17 protein-coding genes and 3 pseudogenes are annotated in these 17490 nt (G+C 43.9%); 16 read left to right on the top strand and 4 right to left on the bottom strand.

Features of this window, described 5'->3' with window-relative positions:
* Nucleotides 1-18 precede the first annotated feature (18 nt).
* Both DMB88_RS20135 and DMB88_RS20130 read left to right on the top strand, forming a co-directional pair.
* A complete protein-coding gene (locus tag DMB88_RS20135; RefSeq protein ID WP_128104525.1) occupies nucleotides 19-420 on the top strand; it encodes a phage holin family protein in 402 nt (133 codons plus the stop codon).
* Nucleotides 413-1138, top strand: coding sequence for an N-acetylmuramoyl-L-alanine amidase (locus DMB88_RS20130; RefSeq protein ID WP_128102776.1), 726 nt, complete (start codon nucleotides 413-415; stop codon nucleotides 1136-1138). The genes DMB88_RS20135 and DMB88_RS20130 overlap by 8 nt, the downstream gene beginning before the upstream one ends.
* Nucleotides 1139-1198: 60 nt before the next feature.
* Here the strand turns inward: DMB88_RS20130 and DMB88_RS20125 are convergent, their stop codons facing one another.
* The 3 genes from DMB88_RS20125 to DMB88_RS20115 all read right to left on the bottom strand — a co-directional run bounded on the left by DMB88_RS20125 (nucleotide 1199) and on the right by DMB88_RS20115 (nucleotide 2895).
* Nucleotides 1199-2011, bottom strand: coding sequence for a DNA-binding protein (locus DMB88_RS20125; RefSeq protein ID WP_128102775.1), 813 nt, complete (start codon nucleotides 2009-2011; stop codon nucleotides 1199-1201).
* Nucleotides 2012-2166: 155 nt separating this feature from the next.
* On the bottom strand, nucleotides 2167-2370 hold the full coding sequence (locus tag DMB88_RS20120) for a hypothetical protein (RefSeq protein WP_128102774.1): 204 nt from the start codon (nucleotides 2368-2370) through the stop codon (nucleotides 2167-2169).
* A gap of 18 nt (nucleotides 2371-2388) precedes the next feature.
* Complete coding sequence (locus tag DMB88_RS20115; RefSeq protein ID WP_254438266.1) at nucleotides 2389-2895, bottom strand: Ltp family lipoprotein; 507 nt, start codon at nucleotides 2893-2895, stop codon at nucleotides 2389-2391.
* A gap of 176 nt (nucleotides 2896-3071) precedes the next feature.
* Here DMB88_RS20115 and DMB88_RS20110 point away from each other — a divergent pair, with 176 nt between their 5' ends.
* The 10 genes and pseudogenes from DMB88_RS20110 (at nucleotide 3072) to DMB88_RS31770 (ending at nucleotide 11806) form a co-directional block, all read left to right on the top strand.
* Nucleotides 3072-3506: a NucA/NucB deoxyribonuclease domain-containing protein gene (locus tag DMB88_RS20110; protein ID WP_254438660.1), complete on the top strand. Its 435-nt coding sequence runs from the start codon at nucleotides 3072-3074 to the stop codon at nucleotides 3504-3506.
* Nucleotides 3507-3548: 42 nt separating this feature from the next.
* Nucleotides 3549-3887, top strand: a complete 339-nt coding sequence (locus tag DMB88_RS20105) for a hypothetical protein (RefSeq protein ID WP_254438265.1) — start codon at nucleotides 3549-3551, stop codon at nucleotides 3885-3887.
* A 13-nt stretch (nucleotides 3888-3900) separates the two neighbouring features.
* The gene (locus DMB88_RS20100; protein WP_128102772.1) at nucleotides 3901-4233 is read left to right on the top strand and encodes a YolD-like family protein; all 333 of its coding nucleotides are present in this window, start codon (nucleotides 3901-3903) and stop codon (nucleotides 4231-4233) included.
* A 163-nt stretch (nucleotides 4234-4396) separates the two neighbouring features.
* Complete coding sequence (locus tag DMB88_RS20095; protein WP_128102771.1) at nucleotides 4397-4789, top strand: hypothetical protein; 393 nt, start codon at nucleotides 4397-4399, stop codon at nucleotides 4787-4789.
* A 635-nt stretch (nucleotides 4790-5424) separates the two neighbouring features.
* The gene (locus DMB88_RS30295; RefSeq protein WP_164848742.1) at nucleotides 5425-5577 is read left to right on the top strand and encodes a hypothetical protein; all 153 of its coding nucleotides are present in this window, start codon (nucleotides 5425-5427) and stop codon (nucleotides 5575-5577) included.
* A gap of 792 nt (nucleotides 5578-6369) precedes the next feature.
* Nucleotides 6370-9291: an insulinase family protein gene (locus tag DMB88_RS20090; RefSeq protein WP_128102770.1), complete on the top strand. Its 2922-nt coding sequence runs from the start codon at nucleotides 6370-6372 to the stop codon at nucleotides 9289-9291.
* Nucleotides 9292-9643: 352 nt separating this feature from the next.
* Nucleotides 9644-10311: pseudogene (ung, locus tag DMB88_RS20085) on the top strand (uracil-DNA glycosylase).
* 19 nt (nucleotides 10312-10330) lie between these two features.
* A complete protein-coding gene (locus tag DMB88_RS20080; protein ID WP_056696236.1) occupies nucleotides 10331-10750 on the top strand; it encodes a hypothetical protein in 420 nt (139 codons plus the stop codon).
* Between the two features lie 234 nt (nucleotides 10751-10984).
* Nucleotides 10985-11569 carry an LOG family protein gene (locus DMB88_RS20075; RefSeq protein WP_128102769.1) on the top strand — a complete coding sequence of 195 codons (585 nt, stop codon included), beginning with the start codon at nucleotides 10985-10987 and terminating at the stop codon, nucleotides 11567-11569.
* A 108-nt stretch (nucleotides 11570-11677) separates the two neighbouring features.
* On the top strand, nucleotides 11678-11806 hold the full coding sequence (locus tag DMB88_RS31770; protein WP_260865799.1) for a hypothetical protein: 129 nt from the start codon (nucleotides 11678-11680) through the stop codon (nucleotides 11804-11806).
* Nucleotides 11807-12027: 221 nt separating this feature from the next.
* Here the strand turns inward: DMB88_RS31770 and DMB88_RS20070 are convergent, their stop codons facing one another.
* Nucleotides 12028-12300: a hypothetical protein gene (locus DMB88_RS20070; RefSeq protein WP_128102768.1), complete on the bottom strand. Its 273-nt coding sequence runs from the start codon at nucleotides 12298-12300 to the stop codon at nucleotides 12028-12030.
* A 232-nt stretch (nucleotides 12301-12532) separates the two neighbouring features.
* Here DMB88_RS20070 and DMB88_RS20065 point away from each other — a divergent pair, with 232 nt between their 5' ends.
* From DMB88_RS20065 to DMB88_RS20050, 4 genes and pseudogenes are all read left to right on the top strand, one after another.
* Nucleotides 12533-13270, top strand: coding sequence for a glycerophosphodiester phosphodiesterase (locus DMB88_RS20065; protein WP_128102767.1), 738 nt, complete (start codon nucleotides 12533-12535; stop codon nucleotides 13268-13270).
* 350 nt (nucleotides 13271-13620) lie between these two features.
* Entirely contained in the window at nucleotides 13621-14676 is a 1056-nt protein-coding gene (locus DMB88_RS20060) for a FecCD family ABC transporter permease (RefSeq protein ID WP_128102766.1), read from the top strand.
* Between the two features lie 2 nt (nucleotides 14677-14678).
* Nucleotides 14679-15709, top strand: a pseudogene (locus DMB88_RS20055) (FecCD family ABC transporter permease).
* Nucleotides 15710-15754: 45 nt separating this feature from the next.
* A pseudogene (locus DMB88_RS20050) lies at nucleotides 15755-17478 on the top strand (ABC transporter ATP-binding protein).
* Nucleotides 17479-17490 lie beyond the last annotated feature (12 nt).

Here is a 17490-nt window from a genome sequence, read left to right as displayed (position 1 = left end):
GAGACAGTAGGTAAATGGATGGTGGCCGTAGTGGGTAGTGCTGCAACATATTTTTTTGGTGGTTGGTCTGGATTGCTCGGCGTGCTACTGGTATTCATCATTTTGGATTATGTGACGGGTGTAGCGGCAGCCGGAGCAACCGGGGAGTTAAAAAGTAAAATCGGCATGATCGGGATTGCCCGGAAGGTGTTCATCTTTGCCATGGTCGCAGTGGGTCACTTGGTGGATGGCATCCTGGGAGACGGTCACTTGTTCCGAGATACAGTAGCGTATTTTTACATTGCTAATGAGTTGTTGTCTTTGATCGAGAACGGCGGCAAATTAGGCGCACCTATTCCGCCAGTCATCAAACAGGCGGTTGAAGTCCTGAAGGGCAAGGGTGGAAACGATAACGATAAAGGAGCTGGTACGAATGTATAAAGTTTGGATCGATGCAGGACATGGAGGAACAGATCCTGGAGCAGTTGGCCACGGGATACAGGAGAAAGACATTGCGCTGAAGGTATCACTGGGCATCAAGGAACGACTGGAGGCGGCCTATGCTGACGTGCAGGTTTTGCTCTCCAGATCCACAGATGTATTCCTAGAACTTCGAGACCGGACAGCCAAGGCAAACGCTGCTGGTGCTGACATCCTAGTATCCATCCATTGCAACGCTGGAGGGGGTAAGGGAGGTTTTGAGACATTCCGGTATACATCTGCATCCCAAGGCAGTATCAAGCTACAGGATGCATTACACAAGGCAATCATTGGCAAGGTTGGCGGCATTGACCGTGGGCAGAAAGCTCAGAACTTGCACATGGTGCGAGAATCTAAGATGCCAGCCGTATTGACTGAGAATTTATTTATAGATGTTGTTGCTGATGCAGACCGTCTTAAACAAGCAAGTGTGATCGATGCAATCATTGACGGTCATGTTCAGGGGATTGTGTCATATCTAGGCTTGGAGAGTAAGCTGAAGGAGGAAAAGCCAGTGGACAAGGTAAATGTGGTTGTAAACGGAAAGGCCATAGCAGATGGTGTACTGATTGAGGGCACGTCATATGTGCCTTTACGTGCGGTAGGGGATGCCATAGGCGCTAAGGTTAATTGGGATAACAAAACCAAGACAGCCAAACTGGATACGCCAAAATCTTAATCGCTTGGAAATATAAAAGGCTCTGCTGGCTTATATGCTGGCAGAGCCTTTTTTTGCGTTCTATTTTTTGTCCTTTGTATCGCTCTTACTAGAAGTTGGAGTGAGAGTTTTAATTGTTTCGGCTTGCTCAGCAATCTGGGCACGTAGCGATTCTATGATACCAGTAAGCTTCCCGTTATCAATCTGTTGGCTGGAGAGGTTCTTATTTAGCTCTTTGATTTCTTTTTTCAATTCTCTTGAATCTGTTTCCTTATTCTCGGCAACGACCTGTGCTCGGGTCAGATCCTTTTGAAGTTTTGTGTTTTCTTTGAGCGAATCAGATGCTTCCACTTGCGCCTGCTCATACTTCTGTTGCCAGTATTTAACCAATTCTTCACTTGCATGCAAACGATCATTCAAATGCACACCTTTTGAAATTTCTTCATGAAGCGAATCTTTTAGTTGGGATTCATTTTCTTTAGATATAAGGAGTATGGAGTCAAGATCTGATTTATCTTGACGTAAAACTTCAATTTCAGCGGCCATCTGGTCAGCCATTTCAGCAATTTCCTGTTGTTTCAACTCTAATGTCTGCTGGACAGACAACATTTCGTCTTTCTCGGCTTGTAGGCGTGCTGTAGCAATCTCTACGGCCATATTCCATATCTCTGTCCCGAAGTCCTCCATACGGGCGTTAATTTTGTCTGGCGCTGGCTCTCGTGTGGTGGAGGCATCAGTATCTTTGCGTTCCTCTCGCCATTCAGCCATATACTCGCTAATTGTGCTGAAGCTACCGCTCCCTAGACGTTTACGCACGTTGGCAAGCGTAGGATTGATGCCTTCGGAGTCGAGGGTATCAGCTACGGTGAATATTTGTTCCTTGGAGATTGCCATTAAAAACGCTCCTTTGTAGTGTATTGTTGTATTTGTTGTATGTATTATGTAATTGTATGATACAATAATACACTACAAAATACAACAGAATTATAATCCCAAGCGATTGGAAAAATAAAAGCGCCGTATCAGCGAGCAACTGACGGGCGCTTTATTTATTTGAATAGATTCTTAATGACAGTAGAGAGCTTGAACGATGTTTTATTATAGACCTTGTTGTATAAAGCTCTTTTCGGATTACGGAGCCATCCATAACCTCGCGGCATTTTCAAACCAGACCGATGTACAATCTGACGCTTGATGCTGGTACGAGCTGATAAACGCTTTTTTAGACTGGACTTCCGGAATCCGATTTTCATTAGAGCTTACCTCCGATATTACTTTAGATTGTCTACTGCGTATTGCGCTTCTTCTGCGGTGAACTTCTCTCCGTACTCAGATGTTAATTGATCATATATTCCTGAATCTGACATGTTCATAGTCTCTGCATAGTTTTGTGCAGCTTTCAGAGCATTCTCATTCCAGTCAGCCACAATGTTATCAATGGCATATTGAGCAGCTTCATCTGGGAACCCTTCTCCATATTCAGATGTTAACTGATCATAAATGCCTGCCTTGGACATATGCATAGTTTCAGAGTATGATTCTGCTGATCTCAATGCGGCTTTATATTCCCGTGGAACATTATCTTCTTCCTTCTCGACTACTTCTTCAACTTTAACTTCTTCTTTCTGTGTTTCTTCTGTTGATGCTGCTACTGTTTCTGTTGCTGGAGCTTCAGCTTTAGATTCTGTAGTAGATGATGTACTTGCTGTATCCGTTCCACAAGCTGACAAGGCTGCTGCAAGCATTAGAGCGGATAGTAATAGCATTGCTTTCTTCAAGGTAATTCCTCCTATGTATTAGTTAAGGATAGTCTATCAGACCTAGGAAAATGTTTCTAGAATTATTTGAAACAATTTACAAAACTGTCGAATTGCATTACTATAGATATGAATCCGAAAGCATCGGTAATATGCCTCGTTAGCGCTTTAGCTGGCGGGGCATTATTCATGTGGAGGTGTATAGGTTGGTTAAGTACATAATAGGTTTATTCATTGCGGCAGCGGCAGCTTTCGGTCTTTATAACGTAGAGCCACACACAGAGGTAACACAGATTCAGCAGCAAGCACCGGACATTACTATTACGTTTCCCGCTGATCGATACCCAGAGACAGCACTACACATTAAAGAGGCTGTAGCAGCCGGACACTCAGACACATGCACAATTGATAGAGAGGGAGCAGACAATAACCGGGATCTGTCGTTAAGAGGTGTAGACACCAAGAAGGGTTATGATCGTGATGAATGGCCTATGGCTATGTGCGCCGAGGGTGGAGAGGGCGCAGACATCAAATACATAAGTCCAAAAGATAATCGCGGTGCTGGTAGCTGGGTGGGTCACCAACTCAGTGATTATCCAGATGGCACCAGGGTACAATTTATAATTGAATAAACAATAAAAAAGGCGACTCCTCAAAAGTGGGAGTGCCTTTTTTTGTTATTGATAAAAGAACAAATGTTCGCATATAATGAAACACGAGGTGATAATATGCTAACTGATTATCAGCGTAAAATCCTACGGATATTGTATAACTACACCAGTGGAAGGCGGCGACTGCCAACTATCCACGAATTAACTGTTAAAACAGGTAAACATAAACCTGATGTCCTAGCTGCTTTAAACAGCTTAGTTGCAGCTAACTATATTGCCTGGGACGACAAGTCTGATGCAAGTAATATAGTTATTCTCGAAGGATGGGAGCGCGAAACTGAACGTCCCAAAGTCGATAATAAACCAGCTCAAGTTAATGATGATTATTGGACTAAATATTAAGGAGGCGTTTAGTATGGCAAGTAAATTAGGTGACAATGGGATCTATGAAGGATCTAGAATTATTCTTCCTGAACATCGTGAGGCGTATCTTGCTCAAATGGAGGAGCAGAAGCGAAGAGGGAAGCCGGAGCTAGATGACCAGGAGGTGCAGCAGATCGAGAGGCTTTTAGTGGAGTCATATAATAGTAGATGTACAATTGATCTTGTTGTATTTAATCCATTTTATGATGAACCAGTATCAGGTGTAGTTATTGGTCTGAATGTTGGCCGTAGAGAAGTGAAATTAATGTTAGACGAAGAGTTCCGATGGATTTCATTGGCCGAAATTATCTCAGCTAATGTATGAATTTGTTCAAGTATGTTATTGGTACCACTTAACTAATCAGATCCGCTAAGGTGAGACTTGGCGGATTTTCTATTTGTATTATTTTACCGCTAGATTCAATCTAGCATCCCTATATACAATATAGCCCATACATCAAGATACGCAGGAGGATAGGGAGATAGGCATGAAACTAAAAAAGTTAGAAAATCACATCGGTTTAACGGTATCTGCTATACGGAAAAATTATACTGACCGAGGCCCCAAAAACATGGTGGTTACTGTTAAGGGGAAAAATATAAATATATGTTTTGAAGTTGACTCAGTACAATCAGAGTTATTCCTCGTTGATACGATCATTCAGCTAGGCGGCCATCAAATACTACTCGATAGAATGGGCGAACAGTTGATTGATTTATTCACTCCTTTCATTCAAGCGCTGAACCCAGTGCTAAGTATCGAATCCCTCATTTATCATTTCCCCGAAACTTCGATGCGGCAACAAACTATCCACGTAACAGTAAATGAGAATCTAGAATCCTTATGCAGATCAAAAAAATTATCCATACCGAATTATTGACGATTACCATTTAATAGACTATTATTAGTTTTAATAGATACCCTAGTCAATAATGGCTACGGTAGCCAAAGACAGGAGCAAAGCCTGAGATTGGAGCCGATGTATCAATGCGTGGATTCTTTGAGATCCGGCATTGTTTACGTCGGCTTTTTTATTTAACCAGGGCACGATCCTGTTGAAAAGAAAGGAGGAAGATAATAAAATGAGAACAAGTGTACTTAATATTTGAATGTTTTTACTTGAACGACATTTGTTTACGCAGGAAAAAAAGTTGTTTTTGTATCTAGTTTAGAACAATTTGTTCTAAACTGACCGGGGGAGTGCGGTATTACCGCCTCATGTACGCTTAACATCAAACTCATAAAGATCATCCCAATTGCAATTCAGTAAAATCACGGCAGTATACATATCTTCAGGCAGCATTACACGTTTACTGTTGCAGAAATGGGAAATCATTCTCTGAGACCTTCCAGATCGATTGGCATATTCAGTCTGTGTCCAGCCTCGAGCGGTTATGAGTTCAAGAAGCCTACATCTCCCTCGGGAGACTTCCACTAATTGACCTCCAGTTGCCTTTTAATGCAAAGAGTATAACATTTGAAGTCCCTGGGGGTAAACATGACAGGGGGAACATCATGCATTCACATCAGATCAATGTTCAACAGGATATTTCTCAACAAGCAGCAAAAACCCTTGCGCAGGTTTTGATTTCTGCGCAAGGGATAGACACTCCTGTTCTTATAAAAGTGGCGTCCCCGTCCCTAGAACACACGATTCTGGTCGAGTGAATCTTGGGGACAAGCTGGGGACGGATTGGGGACATATTGGGGACGGACTCTAGATTAAGTAGTAGAATCCAGTCCAAATAAGAACAACATACGAACGACTTGAAGCCTTGATACAACTGCATTTATAGCCTTCATTCCATTTCAGACCAATAGAAACTCATGTCTTAAAATCCTGCGGTAGGTGACTACCGTACCGGTTCGATCCCGGTCCTCGGCATCCATTTAAGAAGAAGGAAACTCCTTGATATATCAGGGAGTTTCCTTTTTTTATACTTTCAAAAAGAGCCTTGATTTATTGTTCGTAAGCCTCTTTTTTCTTTCTTTGGGAATCTTTACCGTTACGTCACAGCTCCTAAATGAAAAGCAACATTACTTTCTCGAATTCTTGTATTCGATAATGTTAAGGACTACAAACAGAGTTGAGCCAGGTAAATATGTGAAAAAGTAAATTTCTTTTGGTGCATAACCTGTTGGATGCAAGACCCCTAATGTCATCCAAACAAAAGCTAATACATAGAATTTAGTGTACTTAGACAAATTTAAAACCTCCGCCAATGTTGGCTATGAATATTTAGGTACAGTATAGCTGAATATTTTTATTCGTGTTGCGTTTTTTTGCGTTCAGATCAGTGTCCGATCTTTTTTTTGACATTGTGGATGGGTAATGAAACAATCCGTGGTGGTCGTTATGAAGACAAGGGGCGATGGTGTATACTGTCTATAGGCATATATTACCTTTATCTTGCGGAGCTCAAAGTTAACCAAATACATTTTTAATGGAGGACTCGACATATGTTGAAACAGCTTCAGTCTTATCAAGTAATCCAGGAACGCAGGATGGAGGAACTGAAATCTGACGGCTACTTGCTGGAACACAAAAAGTCAGGCGCCAAAATTGTACTTATGTCCAACGAAGACGACAATAAAGTATTTAGTATCGGTTTTAGAACACCACCTAGCGATAATACAGGCGTACCTCATATTCTGGAGCATTCCGTACTATGCGGCTCTAAGAAGTTTCCAGCGAAGGATTCCTTTGTGGAATTGTTGAAGGGTTCACTCAATACATTTCTGAATGCAATGACGTACCCGGACAAAACGATCTATCCTATTGCAAGCCGCAATGAGCATGATTTTCATAATTTGATGGACATCTATCTGGATGCGGTGTTAAATACGAATATTTATGAGAACGAGAAAATATTTTTGCAGGAAGGTTGGAACTACAAACTAGCTTCTGCAGAGGATGATTTAACATATAACGGTGTTGTATATAACGAAATGAAAGGTGCTTTTTCTTCACCTGAACGAATTGTTCGCAGAGCTGTGCTCAACTCATTATTCCCAGACACGACGTATTCGAAGGAATCCGGAGGTATCCCGGACGAGATTACGGATCTAACCTATCAAGGACTCCTGGATTTCCATACGAAGTATTATCATCCGTCCAACAGCTTTATTTATTTGTATGGAGACATGGATATGGAGGAGAAGCTCAAATGGCTGGATGAAACGTATCTGAGTCAATATGATCGGATGGAGACGGATTCAGAGATTGGACTGCAGCCTGCATTCGGTGAACGTGTTGATGTCGTACAAACGTATTCGGCCGGAACGACAGAGTCGGAAGTGGACAACAGCTTTTTGACCTATAATGCGGTTATTGGAACAAGTTTGGATCAGGAACTGAATATCGCCTTTCAAATATTGCAGTATGCGCTTCTGAACGCCCCTGGTGCGGTATTGAAGCAGGCGTTGCTCGACAAAGGAATTGCGAAGGACGTATATGGCTCTTATGATGATAGCTTGTACCAGCCAGTCATGACGATTGGACTGAAGAAGAGCAACTTGGAAAGTAAACAGGTGTTCCTTGATACGGTTCAAGAAGTGCTTGAGCGCGTTGTGCGGGAAGGGATCGATCCGAAGGCGCTGTTAGCCGGTATTAATTCATATGAATTCAATCATCGGGAAGCGGACTTTGGAAGAATGCCAAAAGGACTGATCTATGGCTTCTACACGTTACAGAGCTGGTTATATGACGACGAGGCACCATTTACCCATTTGGAGGCTAATGACGTATTTGCTTCACTTAGAACGAAGATGAATGAAGGGTACTTTGAGCAATTGATTGAGCAATATTTATTGCAAAATACACATACTTCTTTTGTCGCCGTGACTCCGGATAAAGGGCTAAGTTTGCGTAAAGAAGAGGCGCTGAAATCTCGTTTGAAATCCCTCCAAGCAAGTCTGAGTAAGGAAGAGATCGAGCAACTGGTTCAACGTACCAAGGAACTCGCGGATTATCAGAATGCACCTTCAACGAAAGAGCAGCAGCAGGTCATCCCAACTTTGTCGATTGAAGATATTGATCCGCAAGCGTCCAAATTATCGAATACATTAAAGTCCGTCGACGGAACAACAATTGTACATCATAATCTGTACACGAACGGAATTGGCTATCTGAAATTGCTGTTTAATGTGAAGGAAGTTCCAGAGCATTTACAGCCGTACCTAGGACTTTTGAAAAGTGTGTTAGGTTACGTGGATACGGCAAACTTTAAATTCAATGGATTATCTAATGAAATTCACATCCATTCCGGTGGAATCAGTGCGAGCGTAGGTGCGAGCGCGGATGCTCGTCAATACAATACGTATAAAGCTCATTTCGAGATTGAAGCTAAAATTCTGTACGACAAGCTGGATTTTGCTTTTGATATGATTGAAGAGATTGTACTGACCTCACAGTTCCACGATACGAAGCGGTTATACGAGATTATCTCCCAATTGAAGGGAAGACTGCAGCGTAGCTTGATTAATAGTGGGCATTCGGCAGCGATGGGCAGATCCTCTGCCAAGCATTCAGCCGTAGCTGCTTTCCGGGAAGCGGTAAGTGGAGTGGCGTTCTACCAGTGGCTTGAGGAGCTTCAGGCAAACTATGATGATCGCAAAGAAGAGCTTACGACCCGTTTGAAAGAGCTGACGGGAATGATCTTCAGACCCGAGAATCTGCTGGTAAGTTACACGGCTGATGATCAGGGATATGCTACCCTAGATCAGCACGTATCAAAACTAAAAGCGAAGCTATATACGCAAGAGGTTGTTAAAGAACATACTGAATTCCAAGCAGTCCATCACAACGAGGGCTTCAAGTCTCCATCGGAGGTTCAGTACGTCGTGCAGACAGGTAACTTCATCCATAAAGGCTTCGAGTATACGGGCTCGCTTCGTGTGTTACAGGGCATTCTGTCACTGGATTATTTATGGACCAATATTCGCGCTAAAGGCGGAGCCTATGGTTGTATGACCGGTTTTAGACGCAGTGGCGACAGCTACATGGCATCTTACAGAGACCCTAACTTGGAGAAAACCTATAACGTGTACGAAGAGATGCCGCAGTATTTGCAAAACTTCAAAGCGGATTCGCGCGAAATGACTCGTTATATCATTGGTGCAATTCAAGATCTTGATGCGCCTAGAACGCCGTATGCAGAGGGAACCTTCTCGTTGGAGTGCTACTTGTCTAACGTGACCGAGGCAGACCTCCAGAAAGAAAGAGATGAGGTGCTGAGCACTACAGAAGCGGATATCGTTAACTTTGCTCAGCTGATCTCTGCAATCCTTGAGGAGAAACATCGCTGTGTCATTGGTAACGAGAGTAAGATCGAGGAACAACGTGACTTGTTCGATGAGACACTTGACCTGATCAAGTACTAAGTATCCAGAAACATTGGCCGCAACGATGTGATTACATGACTTGAAATGGTGCAAATTAGCGCCTTCTCCGGTGGATACCCGCCTTGGGGAAGGCGTTTTTTGTGTATGCATTAATATGTTGTTAACGCTCTAGATCAGGGCAGGTTTACAACCAAAAGTAAGATTTGTTTGACTGAGTACAGCAGCAGAGGAAGGCTCTAATGGCATATGCTGTGCAGATTTCTAGCCTGTGGACTTCGGTTATGTTAAAATGATGGATAGTCTATGAGCTGACGGTAGCGGCTCACACAGCTAGCAGCCAGCTAGATGGCTGCAAACGTACGTATTCATCCATGGGAAGGAGCCTACATCTATGTTTGAAAATGATTGGGATTCGGTGTTGCATGATGAAGTGAATGCCGAGTATTTCAATAAAATTCGTTATGCGCTGGCCGCAGAGTACAAAACTCAAACCGTTTATCCGTCCAAGGAAAATTTGTTCTCTGCACTGAAGCTGACCCCGTTTCATCAGGTGAAAGCAGTTATTATTGGACAAGACCCGTATCACGGTGAAGGTCAGGCTCACGGGTTGAGTTTTTCGGTTATGCCAGGTGTGCGCATTCCACCATCCTTGAGAAACATCTATAAGGAATTGCATGCTGATCTAGGTCTTCCAATCCCTGCACATGGTTATTTGGTTCATTGGGCCAAACAGGGGTATTGCTGCTTAACAATGTGTTAACTGTACGTGAAGGTCAACCTAATTCACATCAAGGTCTAGGCTGGCAGACGTTTACGGATGCCGTTATACGGGAATTAAACGAGCGTTCAGAGCCTATGGTATTTATGCTGTGGGGCAGTCATGCTCAGAAGAAGGGTGCCTTTATCCATCGAGACAAGCATCTGGTGTTGGAGTCTACACATCCAAGTCCACTTGCTGCCCATCGTGGGTTCTTTGGCAGTCGTCCCTTCTCGAAGGCCAATGATTTCTTGACCTCCAAAGGTATTGAACCGATCGACTGGAATATACCGCAAAACTAGATAAATGAGGGTGAGGACATTGCGACATTGGGTGGGACGAAAAGTAGCTGTATACCGAGCGACTGGCATACGAGAGCCGTTAAAAGGAACGCTGGTCGATTGGGACGAAGAATCGGGTTGTGTACGGATTGGACCCAAACGTATCAAAGTATCGTTTGATAACATCGCAATGATCAGACCCTTGCCCGAGGAGAGCCTGCCTTTGAAGAAGGCGCGATCTGAGGTGCATAAGGTTGGATATGTCATGAAGAAGGCAATACAGTTTGATAATGCGATATATTTTAAATCAGAAGTGATGATATGGAGAAGAGCCAAAATTGTAGCTTTGTCCACCACCATCCTTCGCCATGACGAAGACCAGGTTGAAATTGCAGATGGGCGATTTCTTCGTAAGGACAAGTATATGTTTGTCGTACGTTCACGGCGAGGAATTCGTTAAACTTATGAATATATTTAATATTCATTTCATGTTCAGATCATCTGGATTTAATCTTTAGTCGTTATATTAAGTGTAACAACCCTTCTAAATGATGTGTAATAACATGGGAGCCCGACCGGCTGCAAACGGTCGGGCTTTTCTGGCTATATAGGAATGTAAATTGGAGTAACATAGCAATGACATTTGTGATATATACTAGTGAGATAAACAACAAGAGACAAGGAGTGAAGACGTTTGAAACGTATATGTGTTTTTGCAGGTTCTAATCCAGGTCATCAGCCAGAATATACACAGCAAGCTATCGAATTAGGTAAACAAATTGCCACAAGCGGTTATACTCTCGTCTATGGCGGATCATGTATGGGGCTAATGGGTGCAGTAGCCGATGCGGCGTTGCAGCAGGGTGGTGAAGTGATTGGTGTCATGCCTACAGGGCTGTTCCGAGGAGAGATTGTACATGGAGGTCTCACACAGCTGATTGAGGTAGGAACGATGCATGAACGGAAGTCTACGATGGCTGAGTTATCGGATGGTTTCATTGCTCTACCTGGGGGAATGGGAACGTTTGAGGAGTTGTTCGAAGTGTTATGCTGGGCTCAAATTGGCATTCACCGTAAACCTGTAGGTCTATTAAATGTAAAAGGATACTATGAGCCCCTTATGAAAATGGTGGAGCATAGCGTGCATGAAGGATTTTCGAATACTTCCCATCTTAGCTTGTGGAGTTTGGAATCAGATCCAGCAACATTACTACAGCAAATGTCTGCCTATGTTCCAGCTGAACTTTCTCAAAAGTGGTCTCAGCTAGACAAGAAGTGAACTAACGGGAATCATGCGCCCCTGTGCAAAACTTTCCATTCTGCCCAAACAATTTAGAGGCTTAGACATAGTCTATAGTGTACTTTCTTATAGAAGGGAGTGTCACTCATGAGCGGACTTAAAGGTGCAGGGTACGGTTACTGCGGAGGTTTCGGCGGTGGAGCATGGACATCTACAGGCGCGATTCTGGTATTGTTCATTTTGCTGGTTATTATCTCCCGTACGTTCATTCTGTAATTCGGTCAGCCATTCTAGGATCGGGTACTGCCGTGTGACCGAATCTAGTAAATAATGGCCTTTCCAAGAAACGCCGGGTTTGTTCCGGCGTTTCGGGGGAATGGTTTTTTTGCTTTGTAACCAAGGATTGAGTTGAGTAGAAAAAATAAATCCTGCCTCCAAACGGATGTGGAGAAACAGGATCAGTCGTCGCAAGCGTAGAGCATTTTAGTTTGTACAGCCTATACCACAACAGCAGTTTGGTCGGGGAGACCTAAGGATTTCCAGGCGATATACAGCCCGAGGGCTGCTGCGATCAAGGAAAGAATTGCCGCGATAACAGCAAGCTGATCCAACGTCTTGCTTGTGATGGAGTTGGAGTTGGAATTGCTCTGATTGGCTGAATTTGTGGATTTGTTTTTAATATGTGCAGTAGGTCTGGAAAGCCTGGAAGCCGACTGTGGCTGTGATGTGCGGTAGCGCTGGCTAGATGAATTTTTGTTTGAAGGTTTCAATAGTCAACCTCCTTATGGCGGAGTGAGAAACTTCTATCGTTCATACTATGTTATGTCAATTTGCAGATTGAGTTCGCAAAAATGAGTGAATCCCCAGCCTGCTGGATGTTATCCTATATCGCTACTTTGGAGGGGGCGTAAGTACATAATTAAACCCTCTGTTAATACAGGAATGACAAACCATATGTATAGTGAAGAGGTTGAAGGATCGTGAAGTGAGGAGGCAATGGAGTTGAGAAAATTAGAGATTATTGCTCATCGGGGAGCATCGGCAGTATGCCCGGAAAATACAATGGCTGCCTTTGAGCGGTGTTTGGAGCTGGGTGCTACAGGTATTGAAACGGATGTGCAGATGACTAGCGATGGTCGACTCATGCTTATCCATGATGAGACATTAACGCGAACAGCAGGTGCAGAGGGCTGGGTCAAAGATAAGACCTATGAGGAATTACGAGAACTTGATGCAGGCTCATGGTTTCATACAGCTTTTGCAGCAGAGCGCATCCCCTCTTTAGAACAATTATTTGCACTAATTCAAGGAAAAAACATCCTGCTAAATCTTGAACTGAAAAATGGAATTGTTCCTTACAAAGGGATGGAAGAGAAGATCGTACAGGTCATTCGAGAATGGGATCTCGAACAACAAGTCATTCTGTCTAGCTTCAATCATGCCTCATTGGTAAAATGCAAACGTCTGGCACCTGAAATTCGTACAGCGCTCCTCTATATGGAAAAGTTGTATCGTCCCTATGACTATGCGGTTAAGCTGGAGGCCTCTGCACTGCATCCCTATAAATTCGCTGTGACTCGGGAAGAGGTAGTTGCTTCGATCGCGCAGGGCGTGGTGACTCATCCATTCACTGTGAATGATCCTGAAGAGATGAAAGCGATGATTGAGATGGGGGTTCAAGGCATCATTACGGATGTACCGGATGTATTGGCAGCATTAACTGCTGCACATACACGTTGATCATCTTTTTCATATTGTATTGGTAAAATGAATAAAGAAATAACGCACGACACATCGTGCAGACGTATCATTCTACATATAGCCACACTGGATTTTTTTCCAGTATGGCTTTTTTTCGTGTTAGAGAAATCAGCTGTGGACTGCTGATTCTCAAGTTTTTATGCCTTTATTTTGGTGTCCATGAAAATAAGTGCAACAAACTTGTCCATTTTGTCCATTGCGAGAAATCGTTCATTGACATACAATGTTGTATGGGAATGAGAATCAATATCATTAAAGTTCGGTATTTACAGAGGGGTGATTGTTATGTACATAGAATCGGTTTGCACTCATAACGCGGGTGACAGCATATGATTCCTCAAGATTCATCAGCAAGTCAGAACACAGAATCGCCGACAGCCAAAATACATACTCGTCCCTGGGCTGCAACGCTAATCTTGATCGGCGGAACCATATTACTTGTGTTGAGCATGGCGTTATCCGTTTCTTTCGGAGCTGCAAGTATCAAGTTGGGTGTGGTATGGGAAGCCATCTTCAACTTTAATCCGGATATTAACCAACATCAGATCATTTGGGAAATTCGGTTACCACGAATTTTAGGTGGTGCAATGGTCGGTGCCTGCTTCGCTGTAGCTGGCGCGATTATGCAAGGGATGACTCGTAATCCGCTTGCGGATTCGGGATTGCTCGGACTGAACGCAGGTGCAGGGTTCGCGCTTGCAATCTGTTTTGCATTTTTCCCAGGTCTGTCGTATATGTACATCATTATGTATTGCTTCCTCGGGGCAGGGCTCGGGGTTCTGCTCGTCTACGGTTTCGGTGCAGCATCCAAATCGGGTCTCACACCTCTGCGACTCGTCTTGGCTGGTGCTGCGGTAACCGCAATGTTGTCTGCTTTTAGCGAAGGGATTGCATTGTATTACAGAGTTGGACAAGATATCGCCTTCTGGACAGCAGGTGGTGTTGCAGGAACCAAGTGGTCTCAACTTGAGATTATGTTCCCTTGGGTGGTACTTGCGCTCATTGGAGGCTTGATCATCTCTCGATCGATTACCCTGCTAAGTCTCGGGGAAGAAATCGCAATGGGACTAGGTCAACGTACAGGTCTCATTAAGCTCGTGGGTCTTGTTGTTGTGCTTATTCTGGCAGGAACAGCAGTATCCATCGTTGGAGCTGTTGGTTTCGTTGGACTTATCATTCCCCATCTTACCCGTAAGCTGGTTGGAGTAGATTATCGTTGGATTATTCCTTGTTCGGCCGTTTTGGGAAGTCTGCTGATTGTATTTGCAGATCTGGCTGCACGCATGATTAACCCGCCATACGAGATGCCAATAGGCGCTCTGGTTGCCCTCATCGGGGTACCCTTCTTCCTGTATTTGGCGCGGAAAGAAAGGAGAGCTCTGTAAAGATGGCATCCTCAAGTATGGTTGGAACAGAGCGTAAGAAGAGAATAAAAAGCACGATTGTTCTATTGGTGCTTGGTGCGCTAATTATATCTGCATTCATCATAAGCATGAACACGGGCTTTACCAAGCTATCAGCTATTGAAGTATTGAAAACATTGTTTGGAGCTGGGACACCCAAGCAAGAGCTAATCCTCTTTGAATTTCGTTTGCCGCGAATTGTCATTGCTGTATTGGTTGGGGCTGGACTTGCTTTATCAGGCGCGATTTTGCAGGGGGTATCACGCAATGCGTTGGCAGATCCAGGTATCCTGGGGATTAACGCAGGAGCTGGACTTGTCGTCATGCTGTTTGTTTCATTTTTTCCTACAACGACAGCGGCTCCTATATTTTTGCTGCCGATCTTGGCATTGATCGGTTCAAGCTTTGCTGCATTCATTATTTACGTACTCTCTTATAAAAAGGGAGAGGGCATCATGCCTACGCGTATGCTGCTCACAGGTATTGGGGTAGCGGCAGGGATTAGTTCCGCAATGATCGTGCTAACCCTTAGACTAAGCCCGGAGAAATATCAGTTCGTAGCCACTTGGATGGCGGGTAGTATCTGGGGTTCAAACTGGAAGTTTGTAGGAGCGTTATTGCCGTTTATCATCATTTTGGTTCCATTGGTACTATATAAAGCTCGTGTCCTTAATGTCCTTAATCTTGGGATCAGACAGCAACCGGCCTTGGTACGCCGGTAAACCGGGAACGTTTAATTTTATTGGCTGCAGCCGTGGGGCTTGCTGGATCATGTGTATCCGTTAGTGGCGGTATTGGGTTTGTTGGACTCATTGGTCCGCATCTGGCTCGTCGTTTGGTCGGACCCAAACATCAATTTCTTCTGCCTGCATCTGCTTTAATCGGTTCGTTGCTGGTTCTGGTGGCAGACACGGTAGGACGCGTCATTTTACAGCCTTCTGAGATGGCAGCGGGTATTTTAGTTTCAATTATTGGTGCACCATATTTCTTGTATCTCTTGAGCAGGACGAAATAGAAAGTAATCATAATGGAGTGGTTGCTATAAGGGGGAAATCTGTATATGCTTCGCCGTTTTATGGCCTACTATAAGCCTTACAAAAAACTATTTATTCTAGACTTTAGCTGTGCGATTTTCGTAGCAGCTTTAGAGCTTGCTTTTCCGCTAGCTGTAAACAAAGTCGTGGATGAATTGCTACCAGGAGGGCGCTGGGACTGGATTTTATGGGCATGTCTTGGATTGCTCGGTGTGTACTTTCTCAGTTCTTTCATGAACTATGTGGTAACCTACTGGGGTCATAAACTGGGGATTAATATTGAGACGGATATGCGTAAAAAATTGTTTGATCATGTGCAGAAGTTATCATTCCGTTTCTTCGATAATACGAAAACGGGTCATTTGGTCTCCCGAATGACGAATGACCTGATGGATATTGGCGAGATTGCCCATCATGGCCCAGAGGATGTATTTATTGCCGTGATGACATTGGTGGGTGCATTCAGCATCATGATGAGCATTAATGGTAACCTTGCTATTTTAACATTTATCATTGTGCCATTAATTATCTATATATCCTTATACTTCGGTAGTAAGATGTCCAAAGCGTTTAGCCGAATGTTCGGAGATATCGCCGATTTCAATGCTCGTGTAGAAAACAATGTAACAGGTATTCGTGTTGTTCAAGCTTTTGCTAATGAAGAGCATGAGAAAGCACAATTTGCAGTTAACAATAGTCGTTTCCGTCAAACCAAGTTGATTGCTTACAAGATCATGGCGTGGAATTCATCCATCAGTTATATGTTAATGAAGCTTGTTTCCCTCTTTGTACTTGTATGTGGAACATGGTTTGTCATTCAGGGGACATGAGTTACGGTCAATTTATTGCATTTATTATGTTATCTAACGTATTCCTAACGCCAATCCAGAAGATTAATTCCGTCATTGAGACCTATCCAAAAGGAATGGCAGGCTTCAAACGGTATACAGATCTGCTTGATATGGAGCCTGATGTAGAAGATCGTCCTGGCGCAGTGAAAGTGTCACAGCTACGTGGAGATATCCGCTACGAGCAAGTGACCTTCGGTTATTCCGATGAGCCGGATCAGGAGCCTGTACTCAGAAACGTTAATCTCAGTATTCGAGCTGGTGAAACGGTAGCGCTTGTGGGGCCGTCAGGAGCAGGTAAAACAACGCTATGTAGTCTACTTCCTCGTTTCTATGATGTGTTGGAAGGACGCATCTTGATCGACGGACAGGAGATCCGGAATATGACACTGGATTCATTGCGTGGCCAGATCGGTATCGTTCAACAAGATGTATTCCTGTTTGATGGCACGATTCGTGAGAATATCGCATATGGGAAATTGGATGCGAGTGAAGAAGAGATCTGGATGGCGGCTCGTCGCGCCCAGATGGAAAGCTTGATTTTGTCCATGCCTGAAGGTCTGGATACGTTAATTGGTGAGCGTGGCGTGAAGTTATCAGGAGGACAGAAGCAGCGTTTATCCATTGCACGAATGTTCCTGAAGAACCCACCTATTCTAATTCTGGACGAAGCGACATCCGCACTGGATACCGAAACAGAAGCAGCGATTCAGCAATCTCTTGCTGAATTGTCTGAAGGTCGGACAACACTTGTCATTGCTCACCGACTGGCTACGATTAAGAATGCTGACCGCATTATCGTTGTGGCTGAGCAGGGTATTACCGAAGAAGGACGTCATGATGAATTACTGGCCGCAGGAGGCGTGTATAGTCGTCTGCATTACGCACAGTTTGGGGCATAACTTGTGACGTAG

Source organism: Paenibacillus sp. DCT19, from assembly GCF_003268635.1.
Taxonomy (GTDB): domain Bacteria; phylum Bacillota; class Bacilli; order Paenibacillales; family Paenibacillaceae; genus Paenibacillus.
This window is presented reverse-complemented; position numbering and strand designations above follow the sequence as displayed.

What these genes read in the sequence shown, in the direction of transcription:
- DMB88_RS20125 (WP_128102775.1), bottom strand. Translation starts at nt 2,011, where the DNA reads ATGGCAATCTCCAAGGAACAAATATTCACCGTAGCTGATACCCTCGAC.
- DMB88_RS30295 (WP_164848742.1), top strand. Translation starts at nt 5,425, where the DNA reads ATGCATTCACATCAGATCAATGTTCAACAGGATATTTCTCAACAAGCA.
- DMB88_RS20090 (WP_128102770.1), top strand. Translation starts at nt 6,370, where the DNA reads ATGTTGAAACAGCTTCAGTCTTATCAAGTAATCCAGGAACGCAGGATG.
- DMB88_RS20120 (WP_128102774.1), bottom strand. Translation starts at nt 2,370, where the DNA reads ATGAAAATCGGATTCCGGAAGTCCAGTCTAAAAAAGCGTTTATCAGCT.
- DMB88_RS20130 (WP_128102776.1), top strand. Translation starts at nt 413, where the DNA reads ATGTATAAAGTTTGGATCGATGCAGGACATGGAGGAACAGATCCTGGA.
- DMB88_RS20095 (WP_128102771.1), top strand. Translation starts at nt 4,397, where the DNA reads ATGAAACTAAAAAAGTTAGAAAATCACATCGGTTTAACGGTATCTGCT.
- DMB88_RS20100 (WP_128102772.1), top strand. Translation starts at nt 3,901, where the DNA reads ATGGCAAGTAAATTAGGTGACAATGGGATCTATGAAGGATCTAGAATT.
- DMB88_RS31770 (WP_260865799.1), top strand. Translation starts at nt 11,678, where the DNA reads ATGAGCGGACTTAAAGGTGCAGGGTACGGTTACTGCGGAGGTTTCGGC.
- DMB88_RS20135 (WP_128104525.1), top strand. Translation starts at nt 19, where the DNA reads ATGGTGGCCGTAGTGGGTAGTGCTGCAACATATTTTTTTGGTGGTTGG.
- DMB88_RS20060 (WP_128102766.1), top strand. Translation starts at nt 13,621, where the DNA reads ATGATTCCTCAAGATTCATCAGCAAGTCAGAACACAGAATCGCCGACA.